The sequence below is a fragment of the Pseudomonas syringae pv. coryli str. NCPPB 4273 genome (assembly GCF_000972175.1).
In the GTDB taxonomy this organism is placed as follows: Bacteria; Pseudomonadota; Gammaproteobacteria; order Pseudomonadales; family Pseudomonadaceae; genus Aquipseudomonas; species Aquipseudomonas syringae.
Window position 1 is genome coordinate 13,632 of record NZ_AWQP01000004.1, and the last position, 15,789, is coordinate 29,420.

The window sequence follows — 15,789 nt, forward strand, 5'->3', positions numbered from 1 at the left end:
AATTCCTTTTTAATTAATGGCTTGAATGGCTTTTTTCAACTGAAATGTGATGCCACTTGAAGTTGTGTTTGTCAGCGTATCCAGGCAGGACTCGACCGCCCGGCGCGCTTCTATCAGCGCGCGACAGGTCGGATCAGGTGTCGGTACGTAGTGGTTGTAGAACGTGCAGCCTTCCACGGCGGGCCCGAGAACCCAGAGCCGCTGTTGCACCTCACCGTCGCCACCGATTGCGCGACCCACGGCGTCGGTGTCGATGCCATCGGCAGGCCAGGCATGGGCGGCTCGAATCAGCCCGCGCTCGCGCAGATCGTTGATCAACCCCTGACGACTGCCCGACACACCGCTGTGGGCGACCCGGGCAGACAGGCGGTTGTGCGGCTCCTGCACGTCACTCATCGGCGGCAGAACCGTCACGACCCCGGCCTCGATCAGCGCCAGCAGGTCTTCATGGCGTTCCTTCTGCGGCCCGCCGACCAGACGATTGCTCAGTCCCGCCCAGGTGCCATAGAACTCCAGCGTCGAGGATTCGGTCAGGCCGTTGCGATCGGCGACCAGACGCAACAGGTCGCGATAATCGCGCCAGACCTCCAGCGCCTGACAGATCGGGCTGTGCACGGTGCCCAGCCGACTCAGGGCCAGGTCACGTTTGATCCAGTCGACGAACCACGGCCCATACGAGCCTTCGGCGCCAGACCAGGGCTGGGTGCTCAGCCAGTGCTCAGGCTCGAATGCACCCCATTGTTCTGCCAGACGGGCAAGCACTGCCGGTCTGGTGCTTGACTCGCGCAGCAGGCGCTGGACAGAGTCCAACCGCCCAGGCGCCTCCATGCGGACCCTGGCCTGATAAAACACGGCACGCATCTCATCCTTGATCAGGGGCAGCACATCGGCGCGAAAGTCGAGCCGCCCGCCTTCCTTCTGCTCGCGCAGACGCGCTATGGCGTCGGCCGTGAAAAACAACCTTGGCAAGGGTGCGTGACGGCAGGCATGCCATTGCGGCCTGGCATGAAACGGCAATCCGCTACGCGAGTACATCAACACCCTGGGCTCGCGTCCGGACGGCAGGTAACGCCAGCCGGCGAAGCCGCCATCGCGCACGTAGCGCCCGCCGCGCCCCTCAGTCAGATGCGCCAGCGTGTCCATGGCCGTCAGTCCCACGCCTTCGATGACCACGCAATCGCCGACGTCCTGCTGCGCGGGGGTATCAGGCGCATGCCCGCTGGTGAGGAATACGCCATCGACGTCCATTGCCAGACTGCCGGTGCGCAGCCGGAAACCCGGCGTTTGCGACCTTGGCTGGCAGCTCAGCACCTGCTCGGCGTGGTGGCGAACCTGCACATGCGCCGGGCAGCGTTGCAGCAGAAAACGATAACTGTCCTGCAAATAGCGCCCGAGCAATGCACGCGGCACGAAGTCGCCAAATGCCACCGCTCTGCCCTGCCCATCCAGGCTGACATGGCCGCGCGCGTCCAGGCGTACATCCTCACGGCTGCACCATTGCAAAAAGGTCGGGCCTGGCGGTTCACACGCCGGGAAGGCCGAGGAAAACGCCGACAACTGACCGGCCATGGTGTTGAGCATCAGGTAATCCGGCTGCTGCGCATGGTGCAGCCCGCTGCCCGGCGACTGCGGATCGAACACCTCGATATGCAGCGGTTGCCGCACGTCTTGGCGACCCATGCCGATCAACTGCTCCAGAATGCTCAACCCGCGTGACCCCATGCCGATAATGGCGACGGTATGCGTATGCATGGCCATCACCAGCGCGCCGATTCAAAGAAGAACTGCGGCACCGGCAAAGCGCTGCCCTCGGCCACCGCCTGGCGATACACCCGCTGCCCCACGGCGAGGTCCAGCACGCCGAGCCCGAACGGCGAAAAGATCGAAGCCTTGTCCGGACTCAGCTCCACTTGCCCGGTCATCAGCTGCGCCAGCGTCCCGGTAATGAACGAACGGTGCTGGTACTGCTGCACGGCGAGGTCAGGCGAGGTCTGAGCCTTGAGGCAGTGTTCGACGTCATCGAGGATGTTGTTGGCCTGGGCAATGACCTCCGGCCCCAAATCGCGCAACGAGATGTTCAGCACCAGTTGCCCCGGCTGAAACACCGGCTCCAGCACATAAGGGCTTGGCGCAGTAGTGGCAAACACCACCACATCGGCTTGCAGGCACGTCGCCAGGTCGCTCGGCTCGCTGTGCAGTCCGTGGCGACTGGCATGCCGGCCCAGCGCCAGCGCCGAGTCCTGGTGCTGATCGAAGACGCTGACCGCGTCCATCGTCCAGCCATCGCTGACGAACATGTCGAGGATGGTGCGGGCAATGAAACCGGCACCGATGAACGACATTCGCCCGACATGACGCTGCTGGCGGTTCATCCAGCGCGCAGCGAGCACCGCCGAGGCTGCCGTGCGCATGGCACTGATGCGCGAGGCTTCCAGGCAGGCAAAGGCATAACCGGTGAGTGGATCGTTGAGGATCAGCACTGCCGAGGCGCGCTGCAGGCCCGTGTCGATATTGCCCGGAAAGCTGGAAATCCATTTGATGCCACTGACCGACTGCTCGCCCGACAGGCTGGCGGGCAAGGCAATGATGCGATTGGCCGGCGCCTGCGCAAAGCGCAGAAAGTAACTGTCGGGATTGATCGTTTGGCCAGCCTCATGAGCCAGATACGCCGCCTGCACGTGATCGATACAGGCCAGCGGGTCCGCCGCCAGCAGGCGCGCAACCACCTCACCGTCGACCACATGGAACGCCGCCCGCTTCAGCCGCTCGGCGGCCAGCCAGAAGGTTGAACTCTGCTCCTGCGCAAGCGCGCTTGCACCCGAAGGCGCTGCGACTGAACCGCCGTTTTCGCGAGCAAACTCGGTCCCACAAGGCGTTGCGTGCGCGCGCACGACATTTACACACCTATTCTGTGGGAGCGAGCTTGCTCGCGAAGGCGTTTTCACGCTTCCCGAAGATGTTGCAGCCTTTGATGAGGAAAGATCCGCCAAGGTCATGCTCAGCACTTCATGGCCAAAACGCTGCTCGACCCACTGATCATCGTAAAGAGTATCCAGGTAGCGCTCGCCCCAGTCCGGCGACAACGCCACGACCACTGAACCGGGCTCGATGCGCTCGCGCCAGGCATGCACCGCCGCGATCACCGTTGCGGTGGACCCGCCGACCAGCAGGCCCTTGCTGCGCGCGAGGATGCGGCACATGGCGACGGTTTGTGATTCCGGGACCATTTCCAGCGCATGAATGCCGTCGGCGTTGAAGATCGGCGGGCGCTGGCTGGTGCCCAGTCCGGGAATGAAGCGCCGGCTGGCCGGAGTGCCAAAGGTCACCGAACCGACACTGTCGACGGCAATAATTCTGGTGGTCGGGTGATGCCGCTGAAAATGCTGGACACAGCCCATCAGCGTGCCAGTGGTCCCGGCACCGACGAACACATAATCCACATGGCCGAAATGCTGGCTGATCGAACGCGCCGTGGTTCGCGCATGGGCACGCGGGTTCGCTGCATTCTCGTATTGATTGAGCCAGACGTAGCGCGGGTCGCTGGCCACTTTTTGGCGAATCAGCTCGATGCGCGTCCCCAGAAACCCGCCGTTGGCGTCCGGGATTTCGACCTGGATGACCTCGGCGCCGTAGCTGCGCATCATGCGGATGTTGTGGCTGGAGCTGTTGGGGTCGACCACGCAGGTAAACGGGATGCCCCGTTCAGCGCAGATCATCGCCAGCGCCACCCCGAGATTGCCCGACGAGGACTCGATCAGAATCGTGTCCGGGCCCAGCTGGCCCCGCGCCTGAAGGTCATTGATCAACCCCACGGCAGTCTTGAGCTTGATCGAGCCTGCCGGGTTGAGTGATTCCATTTTCAGGAAGAAATCGGCGCCCAGGCCCGTCACCTTGAGGAAGGTCTGATCGTGAACGATTTCGCATAGAGAGTTGTACATGGGCTTCACTTCCACTGTGCCAGCAAAGGTTCGGCTGCCGGTGCTACGGCCTGCTGAAGGGCCGTGGCGATACGCTCGGCGCGCAGTGCCATCAGTGAAAACGACTGACTGTCACTGATTCCGTGGCTGCGTTCGGAAAGGCCGTTGACCCAGATATTCACGTCGCACTCGCCTTGGGTGGCGACCTGATAATCCCGATCAATGAGCAGCCCCCCGTCGACATCGGCCTGCAGCCATGGCTGCAAACCACTCAACAACGGCGGTATCAGGTACTGCTGATACCCGGTGCCGAGTACCACGGCATCGACCTCCAGCACCTGAGTGCGCTGACTGAAGGTGTCGGTCAGCTCGACCCGGTAGCCCTCGGCGACAGGTTCGATGGCGCTGATCACGCTGTAGGCGTAGGTCTGCAGACGTTTGCGACCAGCGATGGAGTCTTCGTAGATCAACGAAAACAGCTTCTGGCTTTCGTCCGGGTCGATCCCTGCGTAATTGGTCGAGCGGCTCCAGTCGAGAAAACGCTGCCGCGCGGCCGGGTCCAGGCTATGGAAATAATCGACGTGATCCGGGGCGAATACCCGGTTGGGGAACTGGCCAAGCTGGGTGAGTTTGAAACCGGCCGAGCGATGCACTGAATGCACCTCGATGCCAGCGTCGCGGCTGACCAGCTCCAGCACCGACTCACTGGCGCTCTGCCCCGAACCGAGCACCAGCCAGCGCTTGGGCAACTGATCGCCGAAGGCTTGCAGGCGGCTCAGAAACTGCGACGTGTGAAACAGCGTCGGGCCGATCAGCGCCTCGAACACGGGCGGAATACGCGGCGCGCTGCCGCTGGACAGCACGACATTGCGCGTCGTGAAACAGGTATCCGGCGTACATACGCGTAGCTCATGCAGGCGTCCGTTACGCAACACCGGGTCAATTCCGGTGACCAGCGTGTTGAAGCAGGTCTGGCTGTCCACCTGCGCGGCGACCCAAGCCAGATAATCCGACCATTCATGACGACTGGCCGGGCGGCCCAGCAGGCCGAAATCGAACATTCGCCCGTGTTCCTTGAGGTACATGGCGAATGAGAAGCGGCTGCGCGGGTTGCGCGGGGTCACCAGATCGCGAAATACGTGATGATTGATGTCCGTTCCGGCCAGCAGCAGTTCGCGATGCCATTGGCTGTCCTGCGCAGCTTCCAGATAGCGAACGGACAGCGTGCCCAGCGGGTCATTGGCCTCCCGCGCATCGGCAAACGCGCAGGCCAGCGCGATACCGGCCGGACCGAAGCCGATACAGACGGCGTCCGAATGCAAGGTGTGTGGTGTCGAGTTACCCATGAAGTTCCTGTCCTTAGAGTTGGTATAAAGCGGTGTTTTGGGGCTATGGGGTGATGCGGCTCAGCCCGGTGGAGCCTGGCGTCCAGAGGCAGGTCGTCGCGCTGCGCAGCTCGCCCTGATCGAAGCTGACCGTGCCCAGCGGTGTGTTGAAGGTGCTGTGCCGAAACGCATCCGGCAGTTGCGAGGCGCGAAGACCGCCGCGGGCCACCTCGGCCAACACGTAAAGCATCAGCAGGCTTTCGCGAAAGTAGGTCTGCGGTTCGGCAGCGAACAGTGACCGGTGCAGTGCCTGGGCCTGACAGCGATGTCCGGCGCTGTCCGGGGCGCCGAAGCCGATCACGAAGGTATTGCTGTCGTGCGTTGCGGCGCGCCCCAGATACGGCGAGGCAGCGTCGTCGGTCAGCACCAGCGGTCGGGTACTGCCGGTCTGCCGCCGCGCTTGCCAATGCTCGCGACTGGGTTTGAGGCGTCCGGCAAACACCTCGACATCGGCCTGCTCGAGCTCGTCGACACGTTGTAACCCGGCACTAGCCAGCGCCGCGCCGATGGCAACGCACAAGGCCCGCCCGTGAGCACTGTCGTCGGCCTGAACATGCACGCGCGGCCACTGACGAGCCGCCAGCCAGCTGACCAGATCCGCCGCCAGTTGCCGGTCCGCGGGGCAGAAACGAAAGACGTTGTGATGCTCCAGGGTCAGGCAATCAATCGTCGCCGCAGGGGTCAGCAGGACAATGCCGGCGTGCCGATACAGCGGCGCGGCAGCGACGGCGGCATCCGAAGAGAAATGACCGATGACCAGATCGGCCTTCCAGTCGATCATTTGCCGGGCCACATCGGCCCCGCGAACGGCATCGGCAGCGTCGTCGAGAAAGTGCCACTGCACCCGCTCAAGCCCCGGCATGCAATTGCGCGCCACCGCCAGCGCCCTCAAAAAGGTCCGTGCATGCGGCGTGTCGTCGGGGTCGAACAGAGCGCTGACCCCGACCCGCAAGCCCGGCAGGCGCGAGTCGACCGAGGACGTCATGACTGCACACTCGCCAGCGCGAGGTCTTGTGCTGAAAAGCCCGGCATCGACCTGCCTGGCGACAATGCAGACCAGCCGGGGCAAGCGCGATCCGTTCCGGCCAGATGCCTGAGCAGTTGCTCGAAAGCAATGTGCGCCACGCCGGGCGCGAACTTGAAGCCCAGCCCGGACATGCCTGCGGCCAGATACACCGGGCTGCGCTCGGCACAGAACCCCAGCATCGGCCGACCGTCGGCGCTGTAACTGTCGAAACCGGGCAACACATCGAGCACGTGCGGCTTGCCGACCGAGGCGCACAACTGGGCGACGCGCTTGCAGGCGTCTTCGCTATGCCGTGCGTCAGGCTGCGCAAGGTGCTCGGGCCACAGGCCGCTGTCACGCGCGCCACAGCCGGTCTGCACGATATGCCGAGTCAGCGGTATGCCGTAGCTCTGGGTCACCGCATCGATCACCGGCATTGACCAGTCGCCTTCGGTCAGCACCCGGGCCAGAGGAATCGAGCGTGCTTCCAGCCCCGAGTGCGGCACCAGGTGCTGGCTCCACGCACCGGCCGCGACCACCACGGCCCGGCAACGCAGCGTGGCGCTGCCCAGGTCGATGTGCACAAGGTCGGGGGCTCGGCAGTCGATGGACTTGATCTCGCGATGTTCCAGCAGCAAACCCTGCTGGCGTACCGACTGACACAGCGCAGCAACGGCCTGGCGCACATTGCCGACGAAGGCGCGTGGCTCAAACAGGTTGACCCGTTCCAGCGCCGGGCAATGCGGGTAGAGCCGGCCATCGAGCTCGTGACCTGACAGCAGGCGCATCGGGTAGCGTTCGCTGCCGTACTGGTCGATGGCGCGGTGCAGGTTATCGAGCTGGTCCGTGGCAGCCCGGTAAATCACCCCGGTACGCCGCAACGCACTGGCGTAAGTGCTCGCAAAAATGCCGTCGTCCATCAGGCTGATGGAATAGGCCGCCAGCTCCATCAGCAGCGGATCGCTGTCATACAGGCGAACCAGGCCGCCGGAATAGCCGCTTGCGCCCAAGCTGCCGGCTGCGCCCTTGTCGATCAGCGCGACCGACACACCGGCGCTGCACAGCTTCGCCGCGATACTGGCGCCGGTGATCCCGGCGCCAATGACCGCTATCTCATAATCGATGAGCATTGTCGTGAATCCGTTCAGATGGAGTATTCAGCGGCCGGGCCGTTCATGAGCGTGGCGTGGACGCGGGCTTCAGGCAGTCCGTACGCGCTGATGATCTGCGCTGACATGTCCGGAATCAGCGCCTTGCCAAGCACCGCGATGAAAGCTGCCAGATGGCTGATCGGGCGACCTTCGGCCAGACGCGCGCGAGTAATGGCGATCACGTCGAGCAGCACCTGGGCCATGCGTTTCATCGAAAACTGCGCAGGCTCCGAGGCTTTGCTCCATTGCACGCGCAACGCTTCCAGGAGTCCGGCGTCTGCCCCGCAGAGTCCGCTCCACCAGTGGTCGTCGCGGTTGCTGCCGGCCTCCAGCAAGGCCGGAAAAAACTCGCCGAACACCTCTGCCCGCCATGCCAGGAACTGCGCCAGGCGGAAATCACCCTCGCTTTCCTCAGGCGCGATACTCGCCAGATACAGGCGCGCACTGTCGGCGCAGGCCTCACGGGCCAGGTCGCCGACCCAGATCGCATGGTTGCGGCTGGTCGACAGGTTCAGGCCATCCAGCTTGAGAAACTGGTTGGGCATGAAGCGCTGGCGGACCTTGATGTCGCGCAGCACCGTCAGTTGCGCCGGATAGACGATGGCGTGGCTGAACACACAGTCAAAGCCGAGAAAATGCACCAGCGTGCCCTGCCCCGACTGCCAGTACTGACGAAACAGCTCAGGACGCCCGACGCGGTCGGCATACTCCCGAAATGCCGCCATGTAGCCCGCCAGCCCCATGAACCAGGTGTGCACCCGGCACGAGCCGTCGGCCTGCAGGTCGAGCCCACCGTCGCCCGGGCGTGTGACGCCCCAGTCATGCAGGTGCTCCAGGCTGTCGCGCAACCAGCTGTCGAGCGGCTTGCGCCATGACTGGCCCAGCAGGCGGTCACGCAACTGGGGCTTGAACCCGGCCAGTTTCAGAAACGCGCGATGGACGTTTTTCCATTGCGAGGGCTGACTGCAGAGCTTGCAGCACAAGTCCGTCATCAGCTCGGCGTCAGGCGCCTGGGCGCAGTTCTCGCACTGACTGGCGTCGGACTCGGCACCGCAGTAATTGCAGTTGCCCCGGGCAAAGGCCTCGTAGCCCCAGACGTCGCAATCAGGGCAATACGGCTCGCTGGAATCCCGACATTCGATCGCGCCAGCATCACGCAACGCACCGAACACCTCGCCAACCGCTTCGGCGAACCACGGGTTGTCGTGCGGGCGCATCCAGTTGTCGGGCTGTATGTTGATGGCCGCCAGCGAGGCCTCGATGCGGTCGGAATTTCGCCCGGCCAGCTCCACCGGGTCGATGCCCTGCTCCAGCCCTTTGCGCAGCATGTAGGACTGGTAGTCGTCGGAGTAGGACACCAGCACACACTCGTGGCCACGCTGGCGCTGCACGCGGGTGAACACATCAGCGGCCAAAAACGGCCCGGCGATATGGCCTATGTGCAAATCGCCGTTGGGGGTCGGTGGCGTGATGGTGACAATGAACTTACTCATCCAGACACCCCGTGGTCTCGCTGTGGTGCGCCACGAACGCGTTGACGTAGTTCATATCCCACCAGACTACATAGAAGTGGAAGTCCTCGGCGGAATCGTTGATGACGTAATGGTTGGTGTGTTTCGGAATGGCAGCAATATCGCCAACGGTGAAATCCATCTGCCGGTCACCGACAACCAGACGCGCACTGCCCTTGATGGCAATGAAGATTTCCTGATCGATCTGGGTGTGTGCTTCGCTGCAGGTGCCCGGACGGACCACGCACCAGCCGCCAGCGAACGGCATCGGGTAGCCTTCCCACGGCAGCAGGCGGCTGCCATCCAGACCGTACTCGTGTACCAACGAGTCGAATCGGGTTTTACGGTGTATATCGAACTTTTCCATGCTCAGTCCCGTACGTTTCAAGTGCGGCAAAGCATGAAATTGTTGCCAATTGTTGGCTATCCGATTGCCGGATAGCTCAGGGTCGAACTATCCAGTTTTTGGATGGCGATCCACAGGCAGGCCCGCCGTCCTATTTTTTTTGACAATGACGGCTATCGATAACGCTGATAACTGAATCGGGGACGGCGGTGTTAACGTTGCCGGCGATGAACGAACATTTCTCCCGGCCCCGCGAATCCGCGTCGCGATGCCGGTGAATCTCTGCTCTGCTTCATCACTCCTTTGGTTAGATCTTTTAAGCCACCCCGTTTACGCGAGGTGGCTTTTTTTTGCTCAAAGATCAAACCGGTCCACAACGTTGCGCCGCTCGTTGTCACTGCGCATGTCGTAACTGGCGGTGGTCGAGATGTGCGTGTGGTGCGCGAGTTTCTGGGCAATCGACAGATCGAACTCTTCGATCACCCGGGTGATGAACGAACGTCGAAAATCGTGGGGCATGATGTTCACGCCCACCTGCCGCCCGCGCTGCTTGGCGATGAAGTAAATGGCGTGCTTGGTGATTCTGTCGCGGGTGATATGGCTGCCACGGCGGATCCGGTTGAACAGGAACGGATCATCGCCCTGCCCCGGCGGGAGGCACGACCGGCGCAACGCCAGCCAGTCGGTCAGCGCCTTGAAGGCCCATTCGGGAGCGTACTTGATCAGTTGCTTGTTGCCTTTGCCCAGCACCCGCAGGCTGCGCTCGGCGAAGTCGACCTGGGAAAGGTCGAGGTTGACCGACTCGGACTTGCGCATCCCCGAGCCATACAGAATGGCAATGATCGCGGCATCGCGACGCCCTTGCGGCCTGGGGTCGGCAGCACAGGCTTCCATCAGCTCACGAATCAGCGTGCGACGGATGTTGCGGCCCTTGACCAGCCGCGTGCCGCTGACCGGTTTGATCGAGCGGATTTTCAGCAGTTGATCGTGGCTGATCAGGTCGTGTCGCCAGGCTTCGTTCATCACGCCGCGAATGGCGTTCACATACAGCGAGGTGGTATTGGGCGCGTAGTCATCTTGACGCAGCGTTGCGACCAGCGCGGTAACGTGGCCAGGTTGCAGGGTATGCCAGGGAATATCATGAATATCGACGTCAGCCATGCCCAGCCGGTCTGCCGCATCCTGCAGAACGTAGGTCATGGTCAGGCGGCTTGAAGGTGCCAGGCGGTCGAGGTAGAGGCGCAGCGGCTTGTTGACGTCGGGCAGCGAAGGCTGGCTGACGACGCGTGCGTCCTGATCGGTGTGAGGGTCGTGCGGCATAGAAAGCGACGCCTTTTCTGGTGCAAGCGCGTGCCAACAGCCACGGCGCTTTTCATTCGTATTCAGGCGACCGACTTTAGCACGAGGGCTCTGGTGCGACACCTGCGCTGCAGCGCGCCGCCTTCCCGGTCAGGCAACGCCCGGTAACATCCTGCCGCTTGAACGACGCGTCGCCTGAGATAGCCTTGGCCGTCCTTTCCGCCATCGAAGGCCGGCACGCACCTTGATTCCTTCCTCTGCCAGCAAAACAACTGGCCGTCGTGAAGCGGCGGCCAGTTTCTGGTTGCTGACCCACCAGCTCAGTCAGCGCAGCGAAGCCCAACGCCTGACGAACATTCAGGCGGGCTTTGCGCCGCGCTGGATCCGTGCAGTACGGGAAGCGCTGGCCCTTGGCCCCCGGCAAATGGAAGCGCTGTTCAACGCATCGATTTCAACCCTCGAACGGCGTCAGCGCCAGCAGCAGTCACTGGATCTGGTAGCCTCCGAACGCCTGGACCGTGTGGCGATGATCGCCAGCCACGCCCTGCAGGTATTTGCAACACCCGAGCGTGCCGGCCAATGGCTGGTTGCCCGCAACACCTCACTCGGCGGTCGCACGCCGTTGCAATTATGCGAAACCGGGCTCGGCACGACGCAAGTACATCGCGCACTGGTCGCACTCGAGTGTGCCAGTGCCGACGCGCCGTGATTCACTCAGCGTGCAGTATCCACCACGATCCGCCCACGAACCTGCCCTGCAATCAATTGCGGCGCGAGGTCGATCACCTCGCTCAAGCCGACTTCACGGCTGATCAGTGGCAGCAACGACATGTCCAGGTCGCTCGCCAGCCTCGACCAGGCTTCCAGCCGATCCGCGCGCGGGCGGGTCACGCTGTCGATACCCGCCAGCGTGACGCCGCGCAGAATGAACGGCGCAACCGACCCCGGAAACTCCATGCCCTGCGCCAGGCCACAGGCCGCCACCACACCGCGATAACGAATACCGGCGCACACGTTGGCCAATGTATGGCTGCCGACAGAGTCGACTGCCGCCGCCCATTGCTCCTTGGCCAGCGGTCGCCCAGGCTGCGAGAGGGTTTGCCGATCAATGATCTGTGCCGCGCCGAGTTGCTGCAGGTAGTCGCTTTCCGAGGCCCGCCCGGTGGAGGCAATGACCCGATAGCCGAGCCTGGCCAGGATGGCGATGGCAAAGCTGCCGACCCCACCATTGGCGCCGGTGACCAGCACATCGCCGTGGTCAGGCGTCAAGCCGTGCTTTTCCAATGCCAGGACACTGAGCATCGCGGTGTAGCCCGCCGTGCCGATGGCCATCGCCTGCGCCGGCGTGAAGGCCCGTGGCAGAGGAATGAGCCACTCGCTCTTGAGCCGGGCCTTTTGCGCCAGCCCGCCCCAATGCCCTTCGCCGACGCCCCAGCCATTGAGCAGAACCTTGTCCCCGACCTTGAACTCAGGGGTATCGCTGGCTTCGACCGTACCGGCCAGGTCAATACCCGGCACCATCGGGAAGCTGCGCACGATCGGGCTGTGACCGGTGATCGCCAGCGCGTCCTTATAATTGAGCGTGCTGTGCGACACGTTGATCGTCACGTCGCCCGAGGGCAGCCGCGCTTCGTCGATGTCGGTCAGATTGACGTGGTAGCCCGCCTCATCCTTGTCGATAAAGATGCCCTTGAACATATGCGCCTCCAATTTAGACTGATCGTCTTTAAATAGCTCTGAAGAGAAATCATTGCGGCAAACCGCGAAGGTAGCCGGCAATGAACGTGTTCAACGGTGTAGCGCTTTTAACCAGCCGGGCGCGTAGCACTGCGCCCTCCCAGCCGATCCAGAAAAACGCGGCCAGCTCATCGCAATCAGCGTCTGCAGCCAGCTCGCCCATTGACTGCGCAGCCCTCAGACAGCCCGCCAGCTTTGACTGCCAGTCCAGCAGCGTCTGTTCCAGTACCTCGCGAAATCCGTCCGGTAACAGACTGATTTCCTGGCCCAGATTGCCGACCATGCAACCGCGTCGATAGTCGTGTCGCGCCATACCGCCCTTGGCGCTCTGTACAAAGCCGACCAGTCGTTCCAGTGGCGAAAGCGCTTCATCCAGCAGCCAGTGGTCGAGCCGTTGCGCGAAATAGCGCGCGTACTCATCCAGCACCGCCCGGCCGAATGCTTCCTTGCTGGGGAAGTAGTGATAGAACGACCCTTTGGGAATGCCGACTTCCTTGAGGATGTAATCCAGCCCCGTGGCAGAAAAGCTCTGCTCGGTGAGCACTTCCAGACCTCGACGCAGCAGCGCCTCGCGGGTCTCGAGGTTATCGCGATCAACCTTCGGTGGCCGGCCGGGACGCCGGGGCCTGGCGAGTGAGGGAGTGGGTAGCGGGATAGTTGGCTGAGTCATGCACGAATAGTAGACCGATCGTTTTTTATGTCAACCGAGCGACCGTCCCGGCTTGTCGACGCTCGACGTGGCGTTTGCCATTCACGCCATTCTCGCGCTCAATGAGCGTCTGCCGAATGCCTGCCGGAGAACTACATGAGCCAATGGCCAGATAGCCGCATCACCGAACTGTTCGCCATCGAACTGCCGCTGTTGCAAGCCCCCATGGCGGGCGCCAGCGGATCGCAGATGGCCATTGCTGTGGCTCAGGCTGGCGGCTTGGGGGCATTGCCCTGCGCCATGCTCACTCCCGAGAAAATCGACCAGGAAATCGCGACTTTCAGGCAACAGACCGGCAACGCCCCGCTGAACCTGAATTTTTTCTGCCATCAGCCTCCTGCCGACGATGCCGGGCGCGCCGAACGCTGGAAGCAGTCGCTCAAGCCCTATTACGAGGAATTGGGTGCCGATTTCGATGCGCCGACACCGGTCTCTAACCGCGCGCCCTTCGACAGCGACAGCTGCGCATTGATCGAGCGCTTGAGGCCGGAAGTGGTGAGTTTCCATTTCGGCCTTCCGCAGCCATTCTTACTGGACCGGGTCCGGGCCACCGGTGCAAAAATCATCTCGTCAGCCACCACGGTCGAGGAAGCTATCTGGCTGGAGCAACACGGCTGTGATGCGGTGATTGCCATGGGCTATGAAGCTGGCGGCCATCGGGGGCTGTTCCTCAGCGATCAACTGCACACACAGGTCGGCACCTTTGCATTGGTCCCGCAAATGGCTGACGCCACAAGCATCCCGGTCATCGCCGCAGGTGGTATCGCGGACGGTCGCGGTGTAGCTGCGGCATTTGTCCTGGGCGCTTCGGCGGTACAGGTCGGAACCGCGTATCTGTTCTGCCCGGAATCCAGCGTCAGCGCCCTGCACCGTCAAGCGCTGCACGATGCCACGGGCAGCCAGACCGCGCTGACCAACCTCTTCACCGGGCGTCCGGCGCGAGGCATCGTCAACCGGATCATGCGCGAAGCCGGCCCCATCAGCGCGCTCGCCCCGGCGTTTCCGCTGGCGGGCGGTGCCTTGATGCCGCTGCGTGCGCAGGCGGAAAAACTGGGCAGCAGTGACTTCGTGAACCTCTGGGCAGGCCAGGCAGTCGGTATCAAACATCGGCTGGGAGCCACCGAACTGACGCGGCAACTGGCCGAAAATGCGCTGAAAATTCTGTCTCCGCGATAAAACAGTGCTTTCAGAACAACAGGCTGACGCTATATATTTATCTATATAGCGAAACGCCCTTATCTCGATGGCGTGCATTTTCATCATCAAGGAGCTGCTTCATGCGAACGACCACGCTACGCGCCATTCTCAAGTTCTCCGTGCTGGCCTTTGCCGCCTCTGCCGCAGCCTATGCGTCTGCCGACGAAGTGCAAGTCGCCGTGGCGGCCAATTTCACCGCGCCGATCCAGGCGATAGCCACTGACTTCGAGAAGGACACCGGCCACAAGCTCGTCGCCGCGTTTGGCGCTACCGGTCAGATCTATACGCAGATCAAGAATGGCGCGCCGTTCGAGGTCTTCCTCTCGGCTGACGACGCCACGCCGGCAAAACTTGAGCAGGAAGGCGAGACCGTCAAGGGTTCGCGCTTCACCTACGCGGTCGGAACACTGGCGTTGTGGTCAGCCAAGAATGGTTATGTCGACAGCAAGGGCCAAGTGCTCAAGGCCAATCAGTATCAACACTTGTCCATCGCCAACCCCAAAACCGCCCCCTACGGTCTGGCAGCGACTCAGGTACTGAGCAAAATGGGCCTGACCGAAGCCACCAAAGCCAAGATCGTCGAAGGTCAGAGCATTACCCAGGCCTACCAGTTCGTCTCCACCGGCAACGCCGAGCTGGGTTTCGTGGCCCTGTCGCAGATCTACAAGGATGGCAAACTGACCAGCGGCTCGGCCTGGATCGTACCGGATGACCTGCATGACCCGATCAAGCAGGACGCGGTCATCCTCAACAAAGGCAAGGACAGCGCCGCTGCCAAGGCCCTGGTCGAGTACCTCAAGGGCCCGAAAGCCGCCGCGATCATCAAGTCCTTCGGATACCAGCTGTAAATGCCGCTGGGGAGTGCCGACATCGCGGCGATCTGGCTGACGCTGAAACTGGCGTCGCTGACCACTGTCATCCTGCTGATCATCGGCACGCCCGTTGCGCTGTGGTTGGCGCGCACTGATTCATGGCTAAAGGGGCCGATTGGCGCAGTGGTCGCCCTGCCCCTGGTGCTGCCGCCAACCGTTATCGGTTTTTACCTGTTGCTGCTGCTCGGCCCCAACGGTGCGGTGGGTCAGCTCACGCAAAGCCTGGGGCTGGGCACGCTGACTTTCAGCTTTGCCGGGCTGGTGATCGGCTCGGTTCTGTATTCGATGCCTTTTGTCGTGCAGCCGCTGCAGAACGCGTTCGCAGCGATCGGTACCCGCCCTCTGGAGGTCGCAGCTACCTTGCGGGCTGGCCCTTGGGACACCTTTTTTCACGTGATTCTGCCCTTGGCCAAGCCGGGGTTTATCACTGCGGCCATCCTCGGGTTCGCGCACACGGTCGGCGAGTTCGGTGTGGTCCTGATGATCGGCGGCAATATTCCCGAGAAAACCCGTGTGGTGTCGGTGCAGATCTTCGATCACGTCGAATCCATGGAGTACCTGCAAGCGCACTGGCTGGCCGGCGCGATGCTGGTCTTTTCCTTTCTGGTGCTGTTGGCGTTGTATTCCAGCGGCAAATCCAGAACGGGATGGAGCTGAGC

Annotated in this window: 14 protein-coding genes; 4 read left to right on the forward strand and 10 right to left on the reverse strand. The window is 62.5% G+C overall.

Annotated elements, in window-relative coordinates; all coding sequences use genetic code 11:
• Positions 1-9: 9 nt before the first annotated feature.
• From P406_RS01845 to P406_RS01885, 8 genes are all read right to left on the reverse strand, one after another.
• Positions 10-1,758, reverse strand: a complete 1,749-nt coding sequence (locus tag P406_RS01845; protein WP_046235142.1) for an FAD/NAD(P)-binding protein — start codon at positions 1,756-1,758, stop codon at positions 10-12.
• The gene (sbnB, locus tag P406_RS27020) at positions 1,758-3,938 is read right to left on the reverse strand and encodes a 2,3-diaminopropionate biosynthesis protein SbnB (RefSeq protein ID WP_082100674.1); all 2,181 of its coding nucleotides are present in this window, start codon (positions 3,936-3,938) and stop codon (positions 1,758-1,760) included. The genes P406_RS01845 and sbnB overlap by 1 nt, the downstream gene beginning before the upstream one ends.
• A gap of 5 nt (positions 3,939-3,943) precedes the next feature.
• Positions 3,944-5,263 carry a lysine N(6)-hydroxylase/L-ornithine N(5)-oxygenase family protein gene (locus P406_RS01860; protein WP_046235143.1) on the reverse strand — a complete coding sequence of 440 codons (1,320 nt, stop codon included), beginning with the start codon at positions 5,261-5,263 and terminating at the stop codon, positions 3,944-3,946.
• 43 nt (positions 5,264-5,306) lie between these two features.
• Complete coding sequence (locus P406_RS01865) at positions 5,307-6,287, reverse strand: ABC transporter substrate-binding protein (RefSeq protein ID WP_046235144.1); 981 nt, start codon at positions 6,285-6,287, stop codon at positions 5,307-5,309.
• Positions 6,284-7,438: an NAD(P)/FAD-dependent oxidoreductase gene (locus tag P406_RS01870; RefSeq protein WP_046235145.1), complete on the reverse strand. Its 1,155-nt coding sequence runs from the start codon at positions 7,436-7,438 to the stop codon at positions 6,284-6,286. The genes P406_RS01865 and P406_RS01870 overlap by 4 nt, the downstream gene beginning before the upstream one ends.
• A gap of 14 nt (positions 7,439-7,452) precedes the next feature.
• Positions 7,453-8,952 carry a methionine--tRNA ligase gene (locus P406_RS01875; protein WP_046235146.1) on the reverse strand — a complete coding sequence of 500 codons (1,500 nt, stop codon included), beginning with the start codon at positions 8,950-8,952 and terminating at the stop codon, positions 7,453-7,455.
• Positions 8,945-9,337, reverse strand: coding sequence for a cupin domain-containing protein (locus tag P406_RS01880; RefSeq protein WP_046235147.1), 393 nt, complete (start codon positions 9,335-9,337; stop codon positions 8,945-8,947). The genes P406_RS01875 and P406_RS01880 overlap by 8 nt, the downstream gene beginning before the upstream one ends.
• Before the next feature lie 333 nt (positions 9,338-9,670).
• Positions 9,671-10,636, reverse strand: coding sequence for a site-specific integrase (locus P406_RS01885; protein WP_046235148.1), 966 nt, complete (start codon positions 10,634-10,636; stop codon positions 9,671-9,673).
• Positions 10,637-10,859: 223 nt separating this feature from the next.
• Between P406_RS01885 and P406_RS01890 the strand changes: the two genes are divergently transcribed.
• Complete coding sequence (locus P406_RS01890; protein ID WP_046235149.1) at positions 10,860-11,324, forward strand: Xre family toxin-antitoxin system antitoxin; 465 nt, start codon at positions 10,860-10,862, stop codon at positions 11,322-11,324.
• Between the two features lie 5 nt (positions 11,325-11,329).
• On the opposite strand, the gene acuI is transcribed toward P406_RS01890, so the two are convergent.
• Together acuI and acuR are read right to left on the reverse strand one after the other, a co-directional pair.
• Positions 11,330-12,313 carry an acrylyl-CoA reductase (NADPH) gene (gene acuI, locus P406_RS01895; RefSeq protein WP_046235150.1) on the reverse strand — a complete coding sequence of 328 codons (984 nt, stop codon included), beginning with the start codon at positions 12,311-12,313 and terminating at the stop codon, positions 11,330-11,332.
• A 49-nt stretch (positions 12,314-12,362) separates the two neighbouring features.
• Positions 12,363-13,022 (reverse strand): acrylate utilization transcriptional regulator AcuR, encoded by a 660-nt coding sequence (gene acuR, locus P406_RS01900; protein ID WP_003416942.1) that lies wholly within the window; start codon positions 13,020-13,022, stop codon positions 12,363-12,365.
• A 135-nt stretch (positions 13,023-13,157) separates the two neighbouring features.
• Between acuR and P406_RS01905 the strand changes: the two genes are divergently transcribed.
• The 3 genes from P406_RS01905 (at position 13,158) to modB (ending at position 15,787) form a co-directional block, all read left to right on the forward strand.
• Positions 13,158-14,237 carry an NAD(P)H-dependent flavin oxidoreductase gene (locus P406_RS01905; protein ID WP_046235151.1) on the forward strand — a complete coding sequence of 360 codons (1,080 nt, stop codon included), beginning with the start codon at positions 13,158-13,160 and terminating at the stop codon, positions 14,235-14,237.
• Positions 14,238-14,338: 101 nt separating this feature from the next.
• The gene (modA, locus tag P406_RS01910; RefSeq protein ID WP_046235152.1) at positions 14,339-15,106 is read left to right on the forward strand and encodes a molybdate ABC transporter substrate-binding protein; all 768 of its coding nucleotides are present in this window, start codon (positions 14,339-14,341) and stop codon (positions 15,104-15,106) included.
• On the forward strand, positions 15,107-15,787 hold the full coding sequence (modB, locus tag P406_RS01915) for a molybdate ABC transporter permease subunit (RefSeq protein WP_011267944.1): 681 nt from the start codon (positions 15,107-15,109) through the stop codon (positions 15,785-15,787).
• The last annotated feature ends 2 nt before the right edge of the window (positions 15,788-15,789 follow it).

Coding starts and splice junctions, on each gene's coding strand:
- P406_RS01845 (WP_046235142.1), bottom strand. CDS start 1,758: ATGGCCATGCATACGCATACCGTCGCCATTATCGGCATGGGGTCACGC.
- sbnB (WP_082100674.1), bottom strand. CDS start 3,938: ATGTACAACTCTCTATGCGAAATCGTTCACGATCAGACCTTCCTCAAG.
- P406_RS01860 (WP_046235143.1), bottom strand. CDS start 5,263: ATGGGTAACTCGACACCACACACCTTGCATTCGGACGCCGTCTGTATC.
- P406_RS01865 (WP_046235144.1), bottom strand. CDS start 6,287: ATGACGTCCTCGGTCGACTCGCGCCTGCCGGGCTTGCGGGTCGGGGTC.
- P406_RS01870 (WP_046235145.1), bottom strand. CDS start 7,438: ATGCTCATCGATTATGAGATAGCGGTCATTGGCGCCGGGATCACCGGC.
- P406_RS01875 (WP_046235146.1), bottom strand. CDS start 8,952: ATGAGTAAGTTCATTGTCACCATCACGCCACCGACCCCCAACGGCGAT.
- P406_RS01880 (WP_046235147.1), bottom strand. CDS start 9,337: ATGGAAAAGTTCGATATACACCGTAAAACCCGATTCGACTCGTTGGTA.
- P406_RS01885 (WP_046235148.1), bottom strand. CDS start 10,636: ATGCCGCACGACCCTCACACCGATCAGGACGCACGCGTCGTCAGCCAG.
- acuI (WP_046235150.1), bottom strand. CDS start 12,313: ATGTTCAAGGGCATCTTTATCGACAAGGATGAGGCGGGCTACCACGTC.
- acuR (WP_003416942.1), bottom strand. CDS start 13,022: ATGACTCAGCCAACTATCCCGCTACCCACTCCCTCACTCGCCAGGCCC.
- P406_RS01905 (WP_046235151.1), top strand. CDS start 13,158: ATGAGCCAATGGCCAGATAGCCGCATCACCGAACTGTTCGCCATCGAA.
- modA (WP_046235152.1), top strand. CDS start 14,339: ATGCGAACGACCACGCTACGCGCCATTCTCAAGTTCTCCGTGCTGGCC.
- modB (WP_011267944.1), top strand. CDS start 15,107: ATGCCGCTGGGGAGTGCCGACATCGCGGCGATCTGGCTGACGCTGAAA.